Genomic DNA, 18,559 nt, shown 5'->3' with positions numbered 1-18,559 from the left:
TTCCCGGCGCGCGGTGCCGGTCAGCCCCGTCGCCGCAGCTCGGCCGCCTCGCCCGCGAACACGACGGTGCCGCGGCGCAGTTCGTACACGAAGGACGTACGGTCGCGCAGGGCGGGCGGCAGCCGCTGTTCGGCGACGACCACGCACGCGTCGAGCGAGCCCAGCAGCGCGTACGTGCGGGCCGCGACCGGGGGCGACATGCCCTGCGCGGGCTCGTCGACGAGCACCACGCGCGCGCGTGCCAGCAGGGCACGGGACAGGGCCAGCATCCGCTGCTCGCCGCCGGATAGGGTGCCGGCGCGGCGCTCCAGCAGGGGCCGCAGCTGCGGGTAGGCGTCGAGGGCGGAATCGTGCGCGGGAGCGGCGAGTTCGAGGTTCTCCCGGACGGTGAGGGACCCGAACACGGCCTGCCGTTCCGGTACCAGGCACAGCCCGCGCCGGGCCCGCTCGTACGCCGGTACGCCGGTCACGTCACGTCCGTCCCACAGCACCGCGCCGCCGGACAGGGGCACGGTGCCGGCCAGCGCGCGCAGGGCGGTCGTCCGGCCGGAGCCGTTGCGGCCCAGCAGGACGGTGAGGCCGGGGCCGGGGGCGGCGAGGGTGACGCCGTGCAGAGCCTCCAGGGGGCCGTAGCGCACGCGCGCGTGGCGCAGGGAGATGACCGTCATGGCCCGGCCGCCGTTCCGAAGGCGTCCAGGACCCGACCGGGCGGGCCGGAGGCGACGATCCGGCCGGCCGCCATCACGTGCACGTCGTCGGCGAGGTCGGCGACGAGGTCGAGGTCGTGCTCGACGACCAGCAGGGCCGTGCCGTCGGCGGCCAGGGCCTTCAGCACCCGGGTCAGCGCGGCCACTTCCTCGGTGTCGAGGCCGGCGGCGGGCTCGTCGAGCAGCAGCACACGTGGGCTCCCCGCCAGGGCCCGGGCCAGTTCGACGCGGCGCAGCGTGCCGGTGGGCAGTCCCGCGGCGGGCAGGGCCCGCAACGGCCCGTCGAGCCGCAGCAGCCGCAGGGTCCGCTCCACGGCGCCGGGGTCGCTCACCCGCCCCTGCTCGGCGCCCACGCGGACGTTGTCGGCCACCGTCAGCGTCGGGAACACGGCCAGTTGCTGAAAGGTCCGCGCGATGCCCAGCCGCGTGCGGGCGTGCGCGGGCAGCCGCGTGATGTCCCGGCCGTCGAACCGCACGACCCCGCGCGCGGGGCGCAGGGTCCCGGCCAGACAGTGGAACAGCGTGCTCTTCCCGGCGCCGTTGGGTCCCACGACGGCGGTGATCCGCCCCGGCGGCAGATCGAGGTCCACCCCGTCGAGTGCGGTGAAGCTGCCGTAACGCGCCCGCAGGCCACGGGCGGTGAGGGCGGGGGCGGGCCGGGGGCCGGGTGGGCCGCCGGGGGCGGGGCCGCTCCCGGGCGCCGGGGGAGTCCGGCCGGCAACGGCACGCCCGGGGCCGGGACGACCGCGAGGGGGCCGCCCTCCACCGGCGCCTTCGTCCCGGGCCGTGGGGCGGCCGGCCGCGGCCGTGGACCGGCCGCCGCGGTGGGCCGCGTCTGCGACGCCCACCGCCGTCACCCCCGTCAGGGCGGCACGGCGCGGTGCCTCCCGCTCGCCCGGCCGGAGTCGCGCGCGGACCCGTGTGCCCAGGGGCGTGAGGGTCGTCCGCCGTCGCGGCCGGAGCCGTTCGGCTGCCGTGCGCAGCGCCTCGTACGGCCCTGCGGGCAGGCGTCCCACCAGTACCGCCAGGAGGCCGATCACCGCCGCCGCGACCCCGCCGCGCGTTCCCGCGTCCAGGCCGACCAGGAGAGCCGCGGCGGCCAGGGCGCCGAGTGTGCTGTCGGCGCCCAGCACGACGACCGCCGCGAACCACAGCAGACCGCGCACGGGGTCGTAGGCGCCGGGGTCGAAGGCGCGCAGCCCCATGCCGAGCAGGGCGCCGCCCAGGGCGGCCAGCGCGGCGCCCGAGACGAACGCCAGGAGTTTCAGCGAGGGCACCCGCACGCCCGCCGCCGACGCCCCGGACTCGTGGTCCCGCAGGGCGGCCAGGGCGCGGCCCGTGCGGCCCCGCCGCAGCGCCCGGGCCGCCAGCAGGGCGCAGGCCAGCAGGACCAGCTCCAGCACGTAGTACGCGCGGTCCCCGTCGAAGCCCGCCGGGCGGCTCAGGGACAGCCCGGCCGTGGCGTAGGGCTGGGCGAAGACGAAGCGGCTCACACCGACGCCGACCGCGAAGGTCGCCAGCGCCAGCGCCAGGCCCTGACGGCCGATCGCCGGCCAGCCGGTCAGCACGCCCAGGGGAGCGACCAGGAGGACCGCCACCGCCAGCGCGGCCAGTTCCGGCAGACGCGGCAGGCCCGGGAAGCGGCCCGCCGCCAGCAGCGCCGTGAACAGGGCGCCCAGGCCCGCGTACGCCGCCTGGCCGAGGGAGATCTGCCCGCCCCGGCCCGTGACGACCACCAGCGACAGCAGGATCACCCCCAGCGCCGGGACCTGCACCGACGTGTGCAGGTCCCGGCCCGCGAAACCCAGCGGCAGCAGGAACAGCACCACGGCCACGATCCAGGCGCCCGGCGGGGTCGGCACGCGGGCCGTGGCCGTGCGCGGCAACGCGTCACGGGTGCCGACGCCGGGCAGCACCAGGGCCGCCACCAGCAGCAGCACGACGAACAGGTTCGCGCCGACCGCCTGGAGCAGCGGCTCGCCCCACCCGGAGGGGTGCAGCCGCGTCAGCTGGCTCTGCGCGACCCCGATGCCCAGCGCCACCCCCACCGCCACCGGCAGGCTGCGCATCCGCGCGGCCACCGCGACCGCCACCACCTCCATCACCAGCAGCGGCAGCCCGTACGGGTCCAGCCGTACGTACGGCGCCAGCAGCACACCCGTCACCCCGGCCGTGAACGAGCCGAACGCCCAGCCCACCGCCGCGACCCGGTCCGCGTCGATGCCGCCCAGCACGGCGAGCTCCCGGTCGTCGACGACCGCCCTCAGCTCCCGGCCGAACCGCGTCCAGCGGATCACGGCCGTGACCCCCGCGGTCAGCACCAGCACCACCGCCAGCTGACCCCACGGCTCGTCCGCAACCAGCTCCGGCGCGTCCTCGCGTGCGCCCTGCCCCCACAGCAGCGCCGCCCCGCCGACCAGCAGCACGAACACCCCGATGGACGCCACCAGCGTCTGCGCCGGGTCGCTGCCCAGCACCGACAGGGGCCGGAAGACGCACCGTTCCAGCACCACGCCGAGTCCGGGCGCCAGGACCAGCAGCGTCACGGCGGCCGCCGCCCACAGCGGCCAGCCCCACTCGACCACGCACTGGCGCAGCACGTACGCGCACACCATCGCGATCGCGCCGTGCGCGAAGTTGAGCACGCCGGTCGCGCGGTACGTGACGATCAGGCCGATCCCGGTGAGCGCGGCGGCGCTGCCGACCGACAGGCCGGCCAGGGTGAGGTCGTACGTCAGCGAGGACATCGGCCGGTCGTCAGTCGGTCTCCCCGGCGGGCTCGCAGATCGGGCAGGGGCCCAGTTCGCCGCTCGCCACCAGCTTGGAGTCCACCGGAACCGCCTCCACCTTTCCCGCGACCAGCGGGCAGTCCGCGCGGTGCCACAGCGTGCCGCCCGGCACCATCAGCATCTCTCCGCTGATGGCGAGGGGCGCGTCGGCGGCCCGCCCGGTCTCGTCGCCGTCGACGGGTTCGGCGGACACCAGCAGGCCGTACAGTTCCTCCACGCGCTCGCCGGCCGGAGAGCCCCGGCCGTGCGCGAGCAGCACCGCACCGGCGATGATCAGCGCGGCGCCCGGGATGGTGCAGGAGGCGAGGTAGGGCAGCTGCCGTTCGGCGTACCGCTCACCGGAGACGCCGTACCAGCCGAGGACGCACAGCACCGCGCCGGCGGCCAGGGCGGCCCAGCCGGCCAACAGCACGGGACGCACGGTCCGCAGTCGGGCTGTCCGCATCGCTGGCTCCCACAACACATCGGGTGTCGGTGCACGTGCCTGTCCGCCACTGTCCAAGTCCGCCGATGGCTTGCACTATGCCCTTTGTGAGCTGACCCTGAAAGCACCGGGCGCGGATGGCCCGGACCGACACCCGGTGGTGAGCCAGATGGTTCTCGGCAGCGACCTCAGACGGGGGAAGGCACGGCGGGGCCGCCGCCCACGGGCCGCACGTCGGGGTACGGCGACGGCCGCCGCCCTGGCCCTGTTCCTCGCTCCGGCCCTGGCGGCCTGCGGCGACGACGAAGGCGGCCGCACCGAGAGCCCGCCCCCGTCTCCGACCGTGCGGCCGACGACGAGCGCGCCGGCGGCCACGCCCCCCAACGCGGCTGAGGCCGAACAGGAGATCAAGCGCAACTGGCAGAAGTTCTTCGACCCCAAGACGCCCCTGAACGAGAAGCAGACCGTCCTGGAGAACGGCGAGCGGATGGCCCCGGTGCTCCAGGCCTTCAGCGGCGACGAACGCGGCGGTCAGGTCGGCGCGAAGGTCACAAAGGTCGAGTTCACCTCGCCGACCGACGCGAACGTGACGTACGACCTGACCCTGAGGGGCGCCACCGTCCTGCCGAACGCCTCCGGAACGGCCGTCGAGCAGGACGGCACGTGGAAGGTGTCCGCCAAGACGCTCTGCGCACTGGTGCAGATGAGCGGCAATGGGTCGGCGACCGCCGTCCCGGGCTGCTGAGGCCGTCGCCGCGGTGCTGCTGCTCGCTCTGAGCGTGGCCTGCGGCAGCCGGCTGCCCGAGAGCGACTTCGAGCGCGACGACCGTTCCCCCGCGTCCACCCGCGCCACGGGGGAGCCGATCCGCGTCGGCATCATCACCAGCGCCACCAGCCCGGTCGGCGGCAGCGCCTTCACCGGCCCGCGCGAGGGCGCCAAGGCCTGGTTCGACCGCCTCAACGCACGCGGCGGGATCGACGGCCGCCGCGTCGAGGTCCGGTTGTGCGACGACGGCGGCAGCGGCGTCGGCAACAACGAGTGCGTGCACCGGCTGATCGACGAGGACGAGGTGGTCGCCCTGGTCGCCACCACCGCCCTGGACTACGCGGGCGCCTCCCGCGTGTCACGCGCGCGCGTGCCCGACATCGGCGGCCAGCCCATCGGCGCCGCCTACGACACCTGGCCGCACCTGTACAGCATCTACGGCAGTCTCGCCCCCCGGAACGGCACCCCCGGCTGGGACGGCAGGCTGTACGGCGGCACCGAGGTCTACCGCTACTTCAAACGCGAGCACGGCGCCCGCACCGCCGCCGTCGTCTCCTACAACCAGTCCGCGTCCGCCGCCTACGCCCGGCTCGTGGAACGGGGCCTGAGGACCGAGGGCTACCGGGTCGTCACCGAACAAGTCGACTTCGCGCTGCCCAACTTCCGTGCCGTGGCGGCGGACCTGAAGGAACAGGGCGCGGACCTGGTCTTCGACGCCCTCGACACGCACGGCAACGCCCGGCTGTGCCGGGCGATGGACGAGAGCGGCGTCCGGGTCACCGCGAAGGTCACCAACGTGCAGAACTGGACGTCCACCGTCCCCGACGACTACAAGGACTCCCCGCACTGCCGCAACGCCCTGTGGGCGACCGGCTCCAGCCGCAACCACGAGGACACCGGCCACCCGGCCGTACGGGAGTTCCGCGACGCCACGAAGGGGCTGAAGACGCACTCCCAGTGGCAGCTGGAGGGCTGGGCGGCGGCGCGCTGGTTCACCGACGCGGCCGAGTCCTGTGCGAAGAAGGGCATCACGCGCGCGTGCGTCGACGACTTCGTGAACCGCGGCGAGGGGTACACCGCCGGAGGACTGCTCCTGCCCGTCGAGTTCGCCCGGCTGCCCGAGCCGCCGAGCACCGGCAGGACCTGCCTGTCGGTGGCCCGCTGGCAGGACGGGAAGGGCTGGGTCACCCAGGGGGACATGAACCGTACGTGCTTCACCGTCCCGCAACTGCCGTACCGGCCCTGAGGACAGCGGCTGTCCGCAAGCCCTGGCAGACTCGCCCGCATGGTGGAGACCTCGGCACGTCTGCTGCGCCTGCTGTCCCTGTTCCAGGCCCACCGCGAGTGGTCCGGCGCCGACCTGGCGCAGCGGCTCGGCGTCAGCGCCCGCACCCTGCGCCGGGACGTGGACCGGCTGCGCGGGCTCGGCTACCCCGTCAACGCCGGCCCCGGCACGGGCGGCGGCTACCAGCTCGGCGCGGGCGCCGAGCTCCCGCCGCTGCTCCTGGACGACGACGAGGCCGTCGCCGTGGCCGTCGGGCTGCGCACGGCCGCCGGGCAGGGCATCGAGGGCATCGGCGAAACCTCCGTACGGGCCCTCGCCAAGCTGGAGCAGGTGCTGCCGGACCGGCTGCGCCGCCGCGTGAGCGCGCTGAACGCCTTCACGGTGCCGATGCTGCGCGGCCCGAGGCCGGACGCCGTCGACCCGGCCGTGCTCACCGAACTCGCCCACCTGTGCCGGGACGCCGAGCGGCTGCGCTTCGCCTACCGCCGCCACGACGGCACCACCGGCCGCCGCACGGTCGAACCGCACCGCCTGGTGTGCTCCGAGCGACGCTGGTACCTGGTCGCCTGGGACCTGGAGCGCGAGGACTGGCGGACGTTCCGCGTGGACCGCATCACGCCGAAACCACCGCACGGGCCGCGCTTCGTCCCGCGTGAGCCGCCCGCCGAGGACCTGGCCGCGTACGTCTCCGAGGGCGTCTCCACGCGCGTGTACGCCGCGCACTCCGTCATCCGGATCCTGGTGCCCGTCGAGCAGGCCGCCGAGCGGGTCTCGCCCTCCGCCGGGACGCTGGAGGCGGAGGGCCCCGGCAGCTGCCTGCTGCGCACCGGGGCGGCGAGCCTCGACGCGCTGGTGGTGCACGTGATGATGCTCGGCTTCGCGTTCGAGGTGCTGGAGCCGGCCGAACTGATCGAGGCCGTCAGGACGGCTCGCGACCGGCTTGATGGCGCTCTGGCTCGGGCTGCGGGGTCACCGCCGCGTACCGCGGATGATGCAGGTCGAACGCCGGCGACTCGGAGCGGATCCGGGGCAGCGTCGTGAAGTTGTGCCGGGGCGGCGGGCAGGAGGTCGCCCACTCAAGGGAGCGGCCGAAGCCCCAGGGATCGTCGGCCTCCACCTTCTCGCCGTACCTGGCGGTCTTCCAGACGTTGTAGAGGAACGGCAGCGTCGAGACGCCCAGCAGGAACGAGCCGATCGTCGAGACCGTGTTCAGGGCGGTGAAGCCGTCCGCCGCGAGATAGTCCGCGTAGCGGCGCGGCATGCCCTCCGCGCCCAGCCAGTGCTGCACCAGGAACGTGGTGTGGAAGCCCACGAACAGCGTCCAGAACTGGATCTTCCCGAGCCGTTCGTCGAGCAGTTTCCCGGTGAACTTCGGCCACCAGAAGAAACAGCCGGCGAAGATCGCGAAGACGACGGTGCCGAAGACGACGTAGTGGAAGTGGGCGACGACGAAGTAGGTGTCGGTGACGTGGAAGTCGAGCGGCGGCGACGCCAGGATCACCCCGGTCAGACCGCCGAACAGGAACGTCACCAGGAAGCCCGTCGCCCACAGCATCGGCGTCTCGAACGACAGCGAGCCCTTGAGCATGGTGCCGGTCCAGTTGAAGAACTTCACTCCCGTCGGCACCGCGATCAGGAAGCTCATGAAGGAGAAGAACGGCAGCAGCACCGCGCCCGTGGCGAACATGTGGTGCGCCCACACCACGACCGACAGACCAGTGATGGCCATCGTGGCACCGACCAGCGTGAGGTAGCCGAACATCGGCTTGCGGCTGAAGACCGGGATGATCTCCGTGATGATCCCGAAGAACGGCAGCGCGATGATGTACACCTCGGGATGCCCGAAGAACCAGAACAGGTGCTGCCAGAGGATCGCCCCGCCGTTGGCCGCGTCGAAGACCTGCGAGCCGAACCGCCGGTCCGCCTCCAGCACCAGCAGCGCCGCCGCCAGCACCGGGAACGCCATCAGGATCAGGATCGACGTGAACAGCGTGTTCCAGGTGAAGATCGGCATCCGGAACATCGTCATGCCGGGGCAGCGCATCCCGATGATGGTGGTGACGAAGTTGACCGCGCCGAGGATCGTGCCGAACCCGGACAGCGCCAACCCCATGATCCACAGGTCGGGCCCGATGCCGGGGGAGTGCACCGAGTCGTTGAGCGGCGCGTAGGCGAACCAGCCGAAGGCGGCCGGTCCGGACGGCACCAGCAGGGAACCCAGCACGATCAGCCCGCCGAACAGGAACAGCCAGTAGGACAGCATGTTCAGCCGCGGGAAGGCCACGTCGGGCGCGCCGATCTGCAGCGGCATCAGCTCGTTCGCGAACCCCGCGAAGCTCGGCGTCGCGAACAGCAGCAGCATGATCGTGCCGTGCATCGTGAACAGCTGGTTGAACTGCTGGTTGTCGACGACCTGGAGTCCCGGCCGGGCCAGCTCGGCCCGCATCACCAGCGCCATCACGCCGCCGACCAGGAAGAACACGAACGATGTGATCAGGTAGAGGTGGCCGATCCTCTTGTGGTCGGTGGTGGTGAGCCACTCGACCACCACCCGCCCGTGCCGCGTCCCCGGCACGGGCCGCGCCGCCGCCTGTACGGTCTGTGTCCCCATTGATCGCTCGCCCCTTCGCTCATCGCGTACCGGGCCCGCCGAAGCCCGCGCCACACGTACCCGCGAGCTCACGCCATGATGCTCGCGCCGCCGCGCGCTCCGACAGGGGGCGAATGCGCCCCTTCCGCGCCACGCCCGTGCATTTCCTCGGGCGCGTGCAGTTTCCACGACGCGCTACGCGGAATGGAATGACGTACGCGGGGTACTGGTCGCCTTTTTCCTTCGGCATTTCCGAGCTGCCTGTGCGACCCGTGGGAACGGCAAACCGAAAACCTGCGAACGGGGGACGGAACCACGCATCCGGGTGACGGAGCGCGTCCGGAGCGCGTGTCGTGATCTTGTGACAGAAGTGTGACGCGAAAGGGACCGACGTCGCGTTACCCGGTCGGCCTTCCCCGCCCGCCGGGCAGGGCATAGCGTGGCCGCATGGCACCGATTCCGACACCCTCCGCCGAACCGAACGACAGCCCGGACGCGTACGTGGGCCTCGAGGCCGACCGGGCCGAGCACCTCGCGCGCGAGCGGGGCTGGTCGACGGTGCGCGCCCTGCCGCCGGGCGCGATCATCACCATGGAGTACCGCGTGGGCCGCCTGAACTTCGAGGTCAAGGGCGGCCGGGTGGCGCGGGCCTGGAAGGGCTGACGCCGGACCGGCCGGAACGACGACGGCCCCGGCTCCCTCAGGGAGCCGGGGCCGTCGTCACGGCCGGGGTGCGGCGGGGGTGGGGTGCACCTGCCCGGGGCCCGCGTCGACTCGTGTCAGCCGCCGGTCAGCGGGCGGGCCGACGATGTCGAACCGCGCTGGAGACGCTCCGGGTGCGGCGGTCGGCGGCTGCCGGCCGGGGTCACCGGGGTGCGCTCGGAGCGAGCCGTGTGCGGGCCCGGCGCCAGGTAGACGGGCGACCGGGACGAGCGGGCCGCGGAGACCGGCTCGCGGGCCGCGGCGTCCTCCTGGTCCGTGGCGCACGGCGTGAGCACGACCGGCACTCCGAGGGGTGCGGACGCCGGTGCCGTACGGCCCTGGCGGCGGGTGCGCCAGCGGTCGCGCAGGTCGAGGATCCGGGCCTCGGAACGGGCGATCAGCGGCTCGAACCACGGCAGCGCCAGCAGGATCAGCAGGCCCGCGGCCCAGCCGAGCAGCACGTCGCTCAGCCAGTGCGTACCGAGGTAGACGGTGGCCATGCCGACGCCGAGCGAGGTGACCGCCGAGACGGCGGACAGCCAGCGTCGCGCTGCGGGGGTCGAGGCCATGTAGGCCAGGATTCCCCAGGTCACCACTGCGTTCGCGGTGTGACCGCTCGGAAATATATCGCCGCCGAGCCACATCTCGTTCGAGCCGATCTCGGTCGCGTAGTGCGGCCCCAGACGGCCCATGCCGTACTTGGCGGCGCCGACCGTGATGTTCAGCAGCAGCAGGGAGACGCCGAGCGCGAGCAGCGGACGCAGCGTGTGCTGCCGCCAGGAGCGCCAGCCCAGCCAGGCCGCGACCATCACGGCGGTCGGGCCGCGCTGGCCGAGGACGACGTAGTAGTCGACGAAGGCGTGGATCTCCGACCACTGCTGGTAGGGCCGGAAGAACATGACCTGCCAGTCGAGCCGGACCAGCCAGGAGGTGATCACCACGGCCCACACGATCGCCCCGTAGAAGGCCAGGGTGGCCGCGAAGAGCACGACGCGGTGCCGGCTCATCCTGGGCACGTCGATGTGGGCCGGCCGTTCCGGCTCACGATCCAGCCTGGCGAACACCCGGTCCAGACGGGTGAGCTTCCGTTCGGTACGCACCCAATCGACGTTACAGCGAGTGAGCTCGGAACCCGGTCGATTCAGCGGGTTTGTGATGACGATGTGATGTGGGATTGCTCTCAGGAGGGGGTTTATTTCCAGCGAATCCGCAATCGCCGGCGGGCCCGTCCTTCAATTCCTTTGATCATTCGAGGTGCCTGGTTTTATGGCGCTTTTGAATTCGTTCACCAAGTCATGGGGCGGAATTCGCCGGGCGCTCACGGTCGGTCAGGGCGGACCGGAGCCGTTCAGCCAGAAGGCCCCGTACACCGCCGACGCCATCGCCACGGACCCCACGACCAACGCCGACCTGGGCGGACGCAGCCGGGCAAGGGCCAGGGCGAGCGGCAGCAGCAGGGGGAAGGCGGGCAGCAGCAGGCGCGGTTTCGAGCCGAAGTAGCTCGACGCGCACAGGGCGAGCGCGGTCACGAGCCCCGCGTACACCAGCAGCGCGACCGGCTGGCGCTGCCGTACGCAGACGACGTACAGCCACACCACGAGACTGACCCCTACCACCAGCCCGAGCCCCGCCAGGGCCGACGGAAACGACGTGAACTTGTCGGCGACGAAACGGGCGAAGGCGTAGCCGCCGTCGAATCCGTTGCGCCAGCCGGCCTGGACGTCGAGGTAGCCGAGCGGGCCCTTGCCGGTGCGGTGCCCGACCCACAGGACGTAGCCGGCCACACCGAGGGGGGCGAGCAGGAGACCGAGGGCACGGCGGGCGGCGGGGCGCGAGACCGTCGTGACCGTCGGGGAGCCGGGTGTGCCGTCCGCCGCCCGCGCCGGAGCCTGGGGGGCGCGTCGGGTGCCGTGCGCGCCGCCCGTTGCCGGAACGCGCCGGGTGCGGTCGTCGTCGTCCGCGCCGGGGGCGTGTTCCCCGTCATGTGCGCCGTGCGGCGCGGCCGTGCGGCGGTCCCGCACGAACGAGGCAATGCCCGCCGTCCACACCGCCGCGACCACCGCGAGCCCCACCGGCCGGGTCAGACCGGCCAGCAGCGCCAGCGCGCCCGCCGTCACCCAGCGGCCGGTGAGCACCGCGTACAGCGACCAGGCGGCCAGTGCCGTGAACAGGGACTCGCTGTACGCCATCGACTGCACGATCCCGACCGGCAGGACGGCCCACAGCAGGACCGCGCACACCCCGGCCCGGCGGCCGTACACATGGTCCGCCACCGCGAAGATCCCCCAGGCCGCGGCGAGCGACGCCAGCAGGCTCACGACGAACCCGCCGTCGGCGTACGACAGCGGCGACACGGCCGCGACCAGCCGCTCCAGCCAAGGCAGGAGCGGGAAGAACGCGAGGTTCGAGTGCACGTCCCCGTCGGCCAGGCGCACCTCGTACCCGTAGCCCAGCTCGGCGACTCTGGTGTACCAGAGCGCGTCCCAGCGGGCCGTCAGCAGCGTGTACGCGCTCTTGTCGCGCGCCGCGCTCCACAGGGCCAGGACGACGAGGCCCAGGGCGCGTACGGCGGCGTACCCGAGGAGCGCCGGGGCGGCCCGGCGCAGCGCCCCGGGACGGGCCGGTGCCGCGCGCGTCGCAAGATCGGTCACGGGCTCGATTATCGACCGGGGCCGGAACCGCCCGGCCGGCCGGGGCGTGGTCGAGGGAGAGGTGAGTGGCGTACGCCACACCTGTTCCGCCGGACGGGTGAGAGGTCCGCCACTCGGCTGCCGCGCGGACTCGCGTACCCTGACGTGTCACTCGCCTTTCGTTGCGCGGGCCGGAGACCACCGCTCCTCTCCGGCCGAGTCGCGGGGAACCCCCACCCCGTGAGCCCGCCGAACGCGAGGAAACATCTGGGAGGTACGTACATGTCCGGGACGACCACGGCTGCCGCTGCGCTGCGCCGTCGGGCGGCCGGGGCCGGTGCCAACCGCTGGGTGGTGCTCGTCGTCCTCTGCGTCAGCCTGCTGCTGGTCGCCGTCGACGCCACCGTGCTGCACGTGGCGGTCCCCGCCGTCACCGAGGACCTCAGGCCCGGCGCGATAGAGCTGCTCTGGATCGTCGACGTCTACCCACTCGTCTGTGCCTCGCTGCTGATCCTGTTCGGCACGCTGGGCGACCGGGTCGGCCGCCGACGGATCCTTCTGCTGGGATACGGGCTGTTCGGCGTCGCCTCCGCCCTGGCGGCTCTCGCCGACGGGGCCCAGATGCTGATCGTGGCCCGGGCACTGCTCGGCGTCGGCGGCGCGATGATCATGCCCGCCACGCTGTCGATCCTGCGGCAGGTCTTCCCGGACCGGCGCGAGCGGGCGCTGGCGATCGGCATCTGGAGCGCGGTGGCCGCGGTGGGCGCGGCGGTCGGTCCGCTGCTCGGCGGGTTCCTGCTGGAGCACTTCTGGTGGGGCGCGGTCTTCCTCGTCAACATCCCGCTGATGCTGGTCAGCCTGCCGGTGGGGTGGCTGCTGCTGCCCGAGTCCAAGGGGGAACGGGACGGTCCCTGGGACGTGGTCGGCGCGCTGATGGCCGCGGCCGGGCTGTTCGGCGTGGTGCTCGGCGTGAAGCGGCTGGGCGGCGGGGAGCCGGCCGGGAGCGTGTTCACGGTGCTTCCGCTGCTGCTGGGAGCGGTGCTGCTGGTCGTCTTCGTACGGCGGCAGCGGCGCCGGGCGCAGCCGCTGGTGGACCTGCGGATGTTCGCGCGGCCCGCGTTCAGTACGTCGGTGGGGTGCATCGTGCTGGCGATGCTCGCGCTGGTGGGTCTGGAGCTGATCGCCGCGCAGTACCTCCAGCTGGTGCTGGGGCTGTCCCCGCTGGAGACGGGGCTGCGGCTGCTGCCGCTGACGATCGCGGCGATGGCGGCGGGGCTGGCGGGCGCGCGGATGCTGCGGCGGTTCGGGCCGCGGCGCATGGTCTGCTTCGGCTTCTGCCTGACGGCCGCGGCGGTGGTGCTGCTGACGGCGCTGGGCCGGACGGACAACTGCCCGCTGATGCTGTCCGGGTTCGTGCTGCTCGGCTTCGGGCTGGAGACGACGCTGTTCGGGGCGTACGAGTCGATGCTGAGCGAGGCGCCGCAGGAGCAGGCGGGCGGGGCCGCCGCGATCGGGGAAACGTCGTACCAGTTGGGCGCGGGGATCGGCATCGCGCTGCTGGGGACGGTGATGAACGCGGCGTACGCGCCCGGGCTGGCCGGTGTGCCGGGCGTTCCGGCGGCGGCGTCGGGGGCCGCTTCGCACTCGCTGGGCGAGGCGTACGAGGTTGCCGCGCAGCTGGGCGGGCCGGCAGGGGTCGCTCTGCGGCGGGCCGCCCGGGACTCGTTCGTGTACGGGCTGCACGTCACGCTGCTGGTGAGCGCCGGGCTGTTGCTGCTGGGCGCGGTCATGGCGTTGCGGTTGCCGCGGGTGATGCAGTGTGAGGCGGGGACGGTGGAGCTGCCCGCCCCCAGGGAGGCCGTGGAGTCGCGCGTCTCGGTGTGAGGAGGCCGTTGCCCGGGCCGTGGACCCGCCGTGGGCCCGTGGTCGCGGCCGGCGGGGTATCCCCTCGGGAGACCTCGACCCGACGAGTGGCTGTACACGGGCGGTGTGTGGGTGGGTGACCCCCTGGACGTGCGGCACACTGCGTCGTAACGTCGGCCGGAGTTGTGACTAGCAGTGCTAGTTTTCAGACGTGCCCCGGAGGGTCCCATGTCCGCGTCCGCGAAGTTGCCCCCCTTCGACCCCGCCGACCCGCTCGGCATCGACGACCTGCTGGAACCGGAGGACCTGGCCGTCCGGGACACCGTACGGGCCTGGGCCGCCGACCGTGTGCTGCCCTACGTCGCCGAGTGGTACGAGAAGGGCGAACTGCCCGTCATCAAGGAACTCGCACGCGAACTCGGCGGGATCGGCGCGCTCGGCATGTCGCTCAGCGGTCACGGGTGCGCCGGAGCCACCGCCGTGCAGTACGGGCTGGCCTGTCTGGAGCTGGAGGCGGCCGACTCCGGGATCCGCTCGCTCGTCTCCGTGCAGGGCTCCCTCGCCATGTACGCCATCCACCGGTTCGGCAGCGAGGAGCACAAGCGGCACTGGCTGCCGCGCATGGCCGCCGGCGAGGTCATCGGATGCTTCGGGCTCACCGAGCCGGACCACGGCTCCGACCCCGCCTCCATGCGGACGTACGCCAAGCGGGACGGCTCCGACTGGATCCTCAACGGGCGGAAGATGTGGATCACGAACGGGTCGGTCGCCGGCGTGGCCGTCGTGTGGGCCCGGACCGACGAGGGGATCCGCGGGTTCGTCGTGCCGACCGACAGCGCCGGGTTCTCCGCGCCCGAGATCACACACAAGTGGTCCCTGAGGGCCTCCGTCACCAGTGAGCTCGTGCTCGACGACGTACGGCTGCCCGCCGATGCCGTCCTGCCGGAGGTGACCGGGCTGCGCGGGCCGCTCAGCTGTCTGTCCCACGCCCGGTACGGCATCGTCTGGGGTGCGATGGGAGCGGCCCGCTCCTGTTTCGAGGCCGCTGTCGACTACGCGAAGTCGCGGGAGCAGTTCGGGCGGCCCATCGGGGGTTTTCAGCTGACCCAGGCCAAACTCGCCGACATGGCGGTCGAACTGCACAAGGGGATTCTGCTCGCCCATCATCTGGGGCGGCGTATGGACGCCGGCCGCCTGCGTCCCGAGCAGGTCAGCTTCGGCAAACTCAACAACGTGCGAGAGGCGATCGAGATCTGCCGTACGGCCCGTACCATCCTCGGCGCCAACGGGATTTCCCTCGAGTATCCCGTGATGCGGCACGCGACCAACCTGGAATCGGTGCTCACCTACGAGGGCACCGTCGAGATGCACCAGCTGGTGCTGGGCAAGGCGCTCACCGGACTCGACGCGTTCCGCTGATCCGCTTCCGGTGGGACCCCGCTGGGGTGCGGGGCCGGTGAGCGGCCCTGCCTCAGCTCTGGTTGAAGAAACCGTCCGTGCGGTGCGCGGCCGGTTCGCCGCTGACGACCTCCGTGTCGGCCGGGCTCAGCAGGAACACGCGGTTGGACACGCGCTCGATGGAACCGCGCAGGCCGAAGATGAGCCCGGCCGCGAAGTCGACCACGCGCTTGGCGTCGGCGGCGTCCATGGCCGTGAGGTTCATGATGACGGGCACCCCGTCCCGGAACAGCTCGCCGATGTGGCGCGCGTCCCGGAAGCTGTCCGGGGTCACCGTGCCGATCCGGCGGCCCTTCTCCTCGGCGACGTCCGCGGCCACCTTGACCCGCGGATCGGTGACCCAGGCATCCCCGGGCTCGGTCCCGTCGGAGTAGTCGTCGTCGTAGTAACGCTCGTCTTCGTTGTCGTCGACGAGGCCAAGCCAGGCACTTGCCTTGCGTACCGATCCCATGGACGCCTCCTCTCACAGCGGTCTTTCGTGCTTTCCGCATCCCTATGGTCATCCATGATGCGGACGGTGCGCCAAGTGGATAGACGCCGCGCGGGGGGTTTGTGACGGTACTGGTGCACAGCGAATCCGTCGAGAGTCCGTGTTTCCCAAGGGTCTTGTAGTAAACGGCTACTGACTGAGAGTGAAATATGATTCTTCCTGGCGTACGGGTGACGGGCCGTGCGTATGGGTGAACAGGGTGGCCGATACGATGCCGCGGCTCGACGTCGTAAGCACCACGGGGGGACATCGTGTTCGGAATCGTCAGGCCCTGCCGGCACCGGCTCGGGGAGAAGCTGACCGCGCAGTGGATGGCGCATCTGTGCGGGCTCTGCCTGGCGTTGCGCGGGGACCACGGACAGCTCGCGCGCGTCGTGACCAACTACGACGGGCTCCTCGTCTCGGTTCTGACGGAGGCTCAGTCCGAACGCGGCACGGGCGGAGGGCGGCGTACGGCGGGGCCGTGTCCGCTGCGCGGGATGCGGACCGCGTCCGTCGCACACGGTGACGGCGCGCGGCTCGCGGCGGCCGTGTCGCTGGTGCTCGCCTCGGCCAAGGTGCGCGACCACATCGCCGACGGGGACGGGCTGCTGGCCCGCCGGCCGGTGGCGCTCGCCGCGCGCCGGGTCGCCGCGAGCTGGGACCGGGCCGGCGTGCGAACAGGGTCCGACGTCGGGTTCGACACCGCCGTCCTCGTCGACGCCGTGGACCGGCAGGCCGGGATCGAGACGCTCGCCGGGCCCGGGACCCCGATCCTGGCGGTCACCGAACCGACCGAGACCGCGACCGCCGCGGCCTTCGCGCACACCGCGATCCTCGCCGGGAAGCCGCGCAACGCCGAGCCGCTCGCCGAGGCCGGGCGGCTCTTCGGGCGCCTCGCGCACCTTCTGGACGCCGTCGAGGACCGGGACGCCGACGCCGTCTCGGGGACGTGGAATGCGCTCACCGCCACCGGCACCTCGCTCAACGAGGCCCGGCGGCTCGCCGACGACGCCGTGCACGGCATACGACTCGCGCTGCACGAGGTGGAGTTCACCGACCGCGGGCTCGCCCACCGGCTGCTCGCGCACGAGCTGTCCGCCTCCGTCGACCGCGCCTTCGGCACCGTCTCCTGCGCCCACGGCGCGCACGGCGCCGGCCCGTACGCGCCGCCCGGCCCCGGCGGACCCGGCGCGCCGCTGCCCCCAAAGCCGCCGCACCGCGACCGGCGCGGGCTGCTCGCCGGGTGCGCCGTGTGGCTGGGGCTGGCCTGTACGTGCCAGATGTGCTGCGGCACCTACGAGGATCCGTGGAGCCGGGAACGCAAGGAGTCGCTGTGCACCACCTGCGACTGCGGCGGGTGCGGCGACTGCTGCAGCTGCTGTGACTGCTGCGGCACCTGCTGCGACACCTGTGGGTGCGACGGCTGCGGCTGCGACTGCTGAGAGGCGCCGCCCGCCACTGCCGCGGAGACGTCCGCGCCGGTCTCGCCGTGTGTGCGCCCCGAGTTATCCGGAGGGGCGACTTCCGGACACTCCGGTGGCCTGGCAGAGGTCCGACTAGCTGTCGGCGCCGGGTCGGCTGGCGGGAAGCGGAGCGCGCCGGGCGGTGACCGGGCAGGCGGGCTCGGCCTCGGTGGAGGGGCGGCCTCCACGCTGGCGGGTGGGCGCCGACGGGAAAGCGACGGTCGGCCGCGCACCGCCGTCGCCGTCGAGGCGGGCGCCCGATGCCGTCTGAGGCCCGGTCAGGGGGCAAGCGGCGCAGATGGTTCAAAGGTTGACGGCCGAAAGGCACCCTTGCGCCGACCGTCCGTTCGGCCGAATACTCCCCCTCAGCGCTTGTCAGGGGCACGGCGTATTCGGAATCCGGACGACCGGGTGCCCTGGCTGCGCCTCACGGGCCCGAAACCCCACGAGGGCCCCCGACTTCCCCTTCGGAGGAACGCAAAGTGAGGATCAAGCGCACCACCCCCCGCAGCGGTATCACGAGACGGACCCGGCTGATCGCCGTTTCCACCGGCCTCGTGGCCGCCGCCGCGATCGCGGTCCCCAGCGCGAACGCGTCCGACACCCCCAGCACCTTCAGCGCCACCGCGCTCAAGAGCGCCGGCGCCTCGGTGCTGAAGGCCGACGTCCCGGGCACCGCCTGGGCCGTCGACAGCAAGACCAACCGCGTGGTCGTCACCGTCGACAGCACGGTCTCCCAGGCCGAGATCGCCAAGATCAAGCAGCAGGCCGGAGCCAACGCCGGCGCGCTCACCATCAAGCGCACCCCCGGCAAGTTCACCAAGCTGATCCAGGGCGGCGACGCCATCTACGCGAGCAGCTGGCGCTGCTCCCTCGGCTTCAACGTCCAGAACAGCAGCGGCGTCCAGTACTTCCTGACCGCCGGTCACTGCACCGACGGCGCGGGCACCTGGTACTCCAACTCCGGCCGCACCACGGTCATCGGCTCGACCACGGGCTCCAGCTTCCCGGGCAACGACTACGGCATCGTGCGCTACAGCGGGTCCGTCAGCAGGCCCGGCACCGCCAACGGCGTGGACATCACCCGTGCGGCCACCCCGGCCGTGGGCACCACCGTCATCCGCGACGGCTCCACCACCGGCACCCACAGCGGCCGGGTCACCGCCCTCAACGCGACCGTCAACTACGGTGGTGGCGACATCGTCTCCGGCCTGATCCAGACCAACGTCTGCGCCGAGCCCGGCGACTCCGGTGGCCCGCTCTACGGCAGCAACGGCACCGCCTACGGCCTGACCTCCGGCGGCAGCGGCAACTGCACCTCCGGCGGCACGACCTTCTTCCAGCCCGTCACGGAGGCGCTGAGCGCGTACGGCGTCAACGTCTACTAGTCCCCCGCGCAGGCAGCGGCCG

General features: G+C 72.8%; 14 protein-coding genes and 1 pseudogene. 8 read left to right on the top strand and 7 right to left on the bottom strand.

Translation table 11 applies throughout. The annotated features are described in order from the left end of the window. Positions 1–20 precede the first annotated feature (20 nt). The 3 genes from ACFPZJ_RS29095 to ACFPZJ_RS29085 are packed head-to-tail and all read right to left on the bottom strand — an operon-like array spanning position 21 to position 3,941. The gene (locus tag ACFPZJ_RS29095; protein ID WP_381027595.1) at positions 21–668 is read right to left on the bottom strand and encodes an ABC transporter ATP-binding protein; all 648 of its coding nucleotides are present in this window, start codon (positions 666–668) and stop codon (positions 21–23) included. After that, on the bottom strand, positions 665–3,454 hold the full coding sequence (locus tag ACFPZJ_RS29090) for an ABC transporter permease subunit (protein ID WP_381027591.1): 2,790 nt from the start codon (positions 3,452–3,454) through the stop codon (positions 665–667). The genes ACFPZJ_RS29095 and ACFPZJ_RS29090 overlap by 4 nt, the downstream gene beginning before the upstream one ends. A gap of 10 nt (positions 3,455–3,464) precedes the next feature. Beyond that, positions 3,465–3,941 (bottom strand): hypothetical protein, encoded by a 477-nt coding sequence (locus ACFPZJ_RS29085; RefSeq protein WP_381027588.1) that lies wholly within the window; start codon positions 3,939–3,941, stop codon positions 3,465–3,467. A 148-nt stretch (positions 3,942–4,089) separates the two neighbouring features. Here ACFPZJ_RS29085 and ACFPZJ_RS29080 point away from each other — a divergent pair, with 148 nt between their 5' ends. From ACFPZJ_RS29080 to ACFPZJ_RS29070, 3 genes are read left to right on the top strand one after another with little or no spacing between them, the layout of a single operon-like run. Beyond that, positions 4,090–4,665 (top strand): MTB12 C-terminal domain-containing protein, encoded by a 576-nt coding sequence (locus tag ACFPZJ_RS29080; protein ID WP_381027585.1) that lies wholly within the window; start codon positions 4,090–4,092, stop codon positions 4,663–4,665. Further along, positions 4,634–5,932 carry an ABC transporter substrate-binding protein gene (locus ACFPZJ_RS29075; protein ID WP_381027582.1) on the top strand — a complete coding sequence of 433 codons (1,299 nt, stop codon included), beginning with the start codon at positions 4,634–4,636 and terminating at the stop codon, positions 5,930–5,932. The genes ACFPZJ_RS29080 and ACFPZJ_RS29075 overlap by 32 nt, the downstream gene beginning before the upstream one ends. A 39-nt stretch (positions 5,933–5,971) precedes the next feature. Beyond that, complete coding sequence (locus ACFPZJ_RS29070; RefSeq protein WP_381027579.1) at positions 5,972–7,012, top strand: helix-turn-helix transcriptional regulator; 1,041 nt, start codon at positions 5,972–5,974, stop codon at positions 7,010–7,012. Here ACFPZJ_RS29070 and ctaD read toward each other — a convergent pair. Next, a pseudogene (gene ctaD / locus ACFPZJ_RS29065) lies at positions 7,011–8,582 on the bottom strand (aa3-type cytochrome oxidase subunit I); the annotation flags it as partial. The gene ACFPZJ_RS29070 and the pseudogene ctaD overlap by 2 nt on opposite strands. A 426-nt stretch (positions 8,583–9,008) precedes the next feature. Here ctaD and ACFPZJ_RS29060 point away from each other — a divergent pair. Beyond that, positions 9,009–9,224 carry an I78 family peptidase inhibitor gene (locus ACFPZJ_RS29060; RefSeq protein ID WP_381027576.1) on the top strand — a complete coding sequence of 72 codons (216 nt, stop codon included), beginning with the start codon at positions 9,009–9,011 and terminating at the stop codon, positions 9,222–9,224. Between the two features lie 116 nt (positions 9,225–9,340). Here the strand turns inward: ACFPZJ_RS29060 and ACFPZJ_RS29055 are convergent, their stop codons facing one another. Both ACFPZJ_RS29055 and ACFPZJ_RS29050 read right to left on the bottom strand, forming a co-directional pair. Next, positions 9,341–10,363, bottom strand: a complete 1,023-nt coding sequence (locus tag ACFPZJ_RS29055) for a phosphatase PAP2 family protein (protein WP_381027573.1) — start codon at positions 10,361–10,363, stop codon at positions 9,341–9,343. Between the two features lie 228 nt (positions 10,364–10,591). After that, on the bottom strand, positions 10,592–11,914 hold the full coding sequence (locus ACFPZJ_RS29050) for a mannosyltransferase family protein (RefSeq protein ID WP_381027570.1): 1,323 nt from the start codon (positions 11,912–11,914) through the stop codon (positions 10,592–10,594). A 261-nt stretch (positions 11,915–12,175) separates the two neighbouring features. On the opposite strand from ACFPZJ_RS29050, the gene ACFPZJ_RS29045 reads away from it, so the two are divergent. Both ACFPZJ_RS29045 and ACFPZJ_RS29040 read left to right on the top strand, forming a co-directional pair. Further along, on the top strand, positions 12,176–13,777 hold the full coding sequence (locus ACFPZJ_RS29045; protein ID WP_381027568.1) for an MFS transporter: 1,602 nt from the start codon (positions 12,176–12,178) through the stop codon (positions 13,775–13,777). A gap of 207 nt (positions 13,778–13,984) precedes the next feature. Beyond that, positions 13,985–15,175 carry an acyl-CoA dehydrogenase family protein gene (locus ACFPZJ_RS29040; protein ID WP_381027565.1) on the top strand — a complete coding sequence of 397 codons (1,191 nt, stop codon included), beginning with the start codon at positions 13,985–13,987 and terminating at the stop codon, positions 15,173–15,175. A gap of 52 nt (positions 15,176–15,227) precedes the next feature. Here the strand turns inward: ACFPZJ_RS29040 and ACFPZJ_RS29035 are convergent, their stop codons facing one another. Next, positions 15,228–15,665, bottom strand: coding sequence for a cell division protein SepF (locus tag ACFPZJ_RS29035; RefSeq protein WP_381027562.1), 438 nt, complete (start codon positions 15,663–15,665; stop codon positions 15,228–15,230). 290 nt (positions 15,666–15,955) lie between these two features. On the opposite strand from ACFPZJ_RS29035, the gene ACFPZJ_RS29030 reads away from it, so the two are divergent. Together ACFPZJ_RS29030 and ACFPZJ_RS29025 are read left to right on the top strand one after the other, a co-directional pair. Further along, positions 15,956–17,128, top strand: a complete 1,173-nt coding sequence (locus ACFPZJ_RS29030) for a DUF5685 family protein (RefSeq protein WP_381027560.1) — start codon at positions 15,956–15,958, stop codon at positions 17,126–17,128. 503 nt (positions 17,129–17,631) lie between these two features. Further along, a complete protein-coding gene (locus ACFPZJ_RS29025) occupies positions 17,632–18,537 on the top strand; it encodes a S1 family peptidase (RefSeq protein WP_381027557.1) in 906 nt (301 codons plus the stop codon). Positions 18,538–18,559: the final 22 nt, after the last annotated feature.

This window comes from Streptomyces bullii, assembly GCF_042657145.1.
Taxonomy (GTDB): Bacteria; Actinomycetota; Actinomycetes; order Streptomycetales; family Streptomycetaceae; genus Streptomyces; species Streptomyces bullii.
This window is presented reverse-complemented; position numbering and strand designations above follow the sequence as displayed.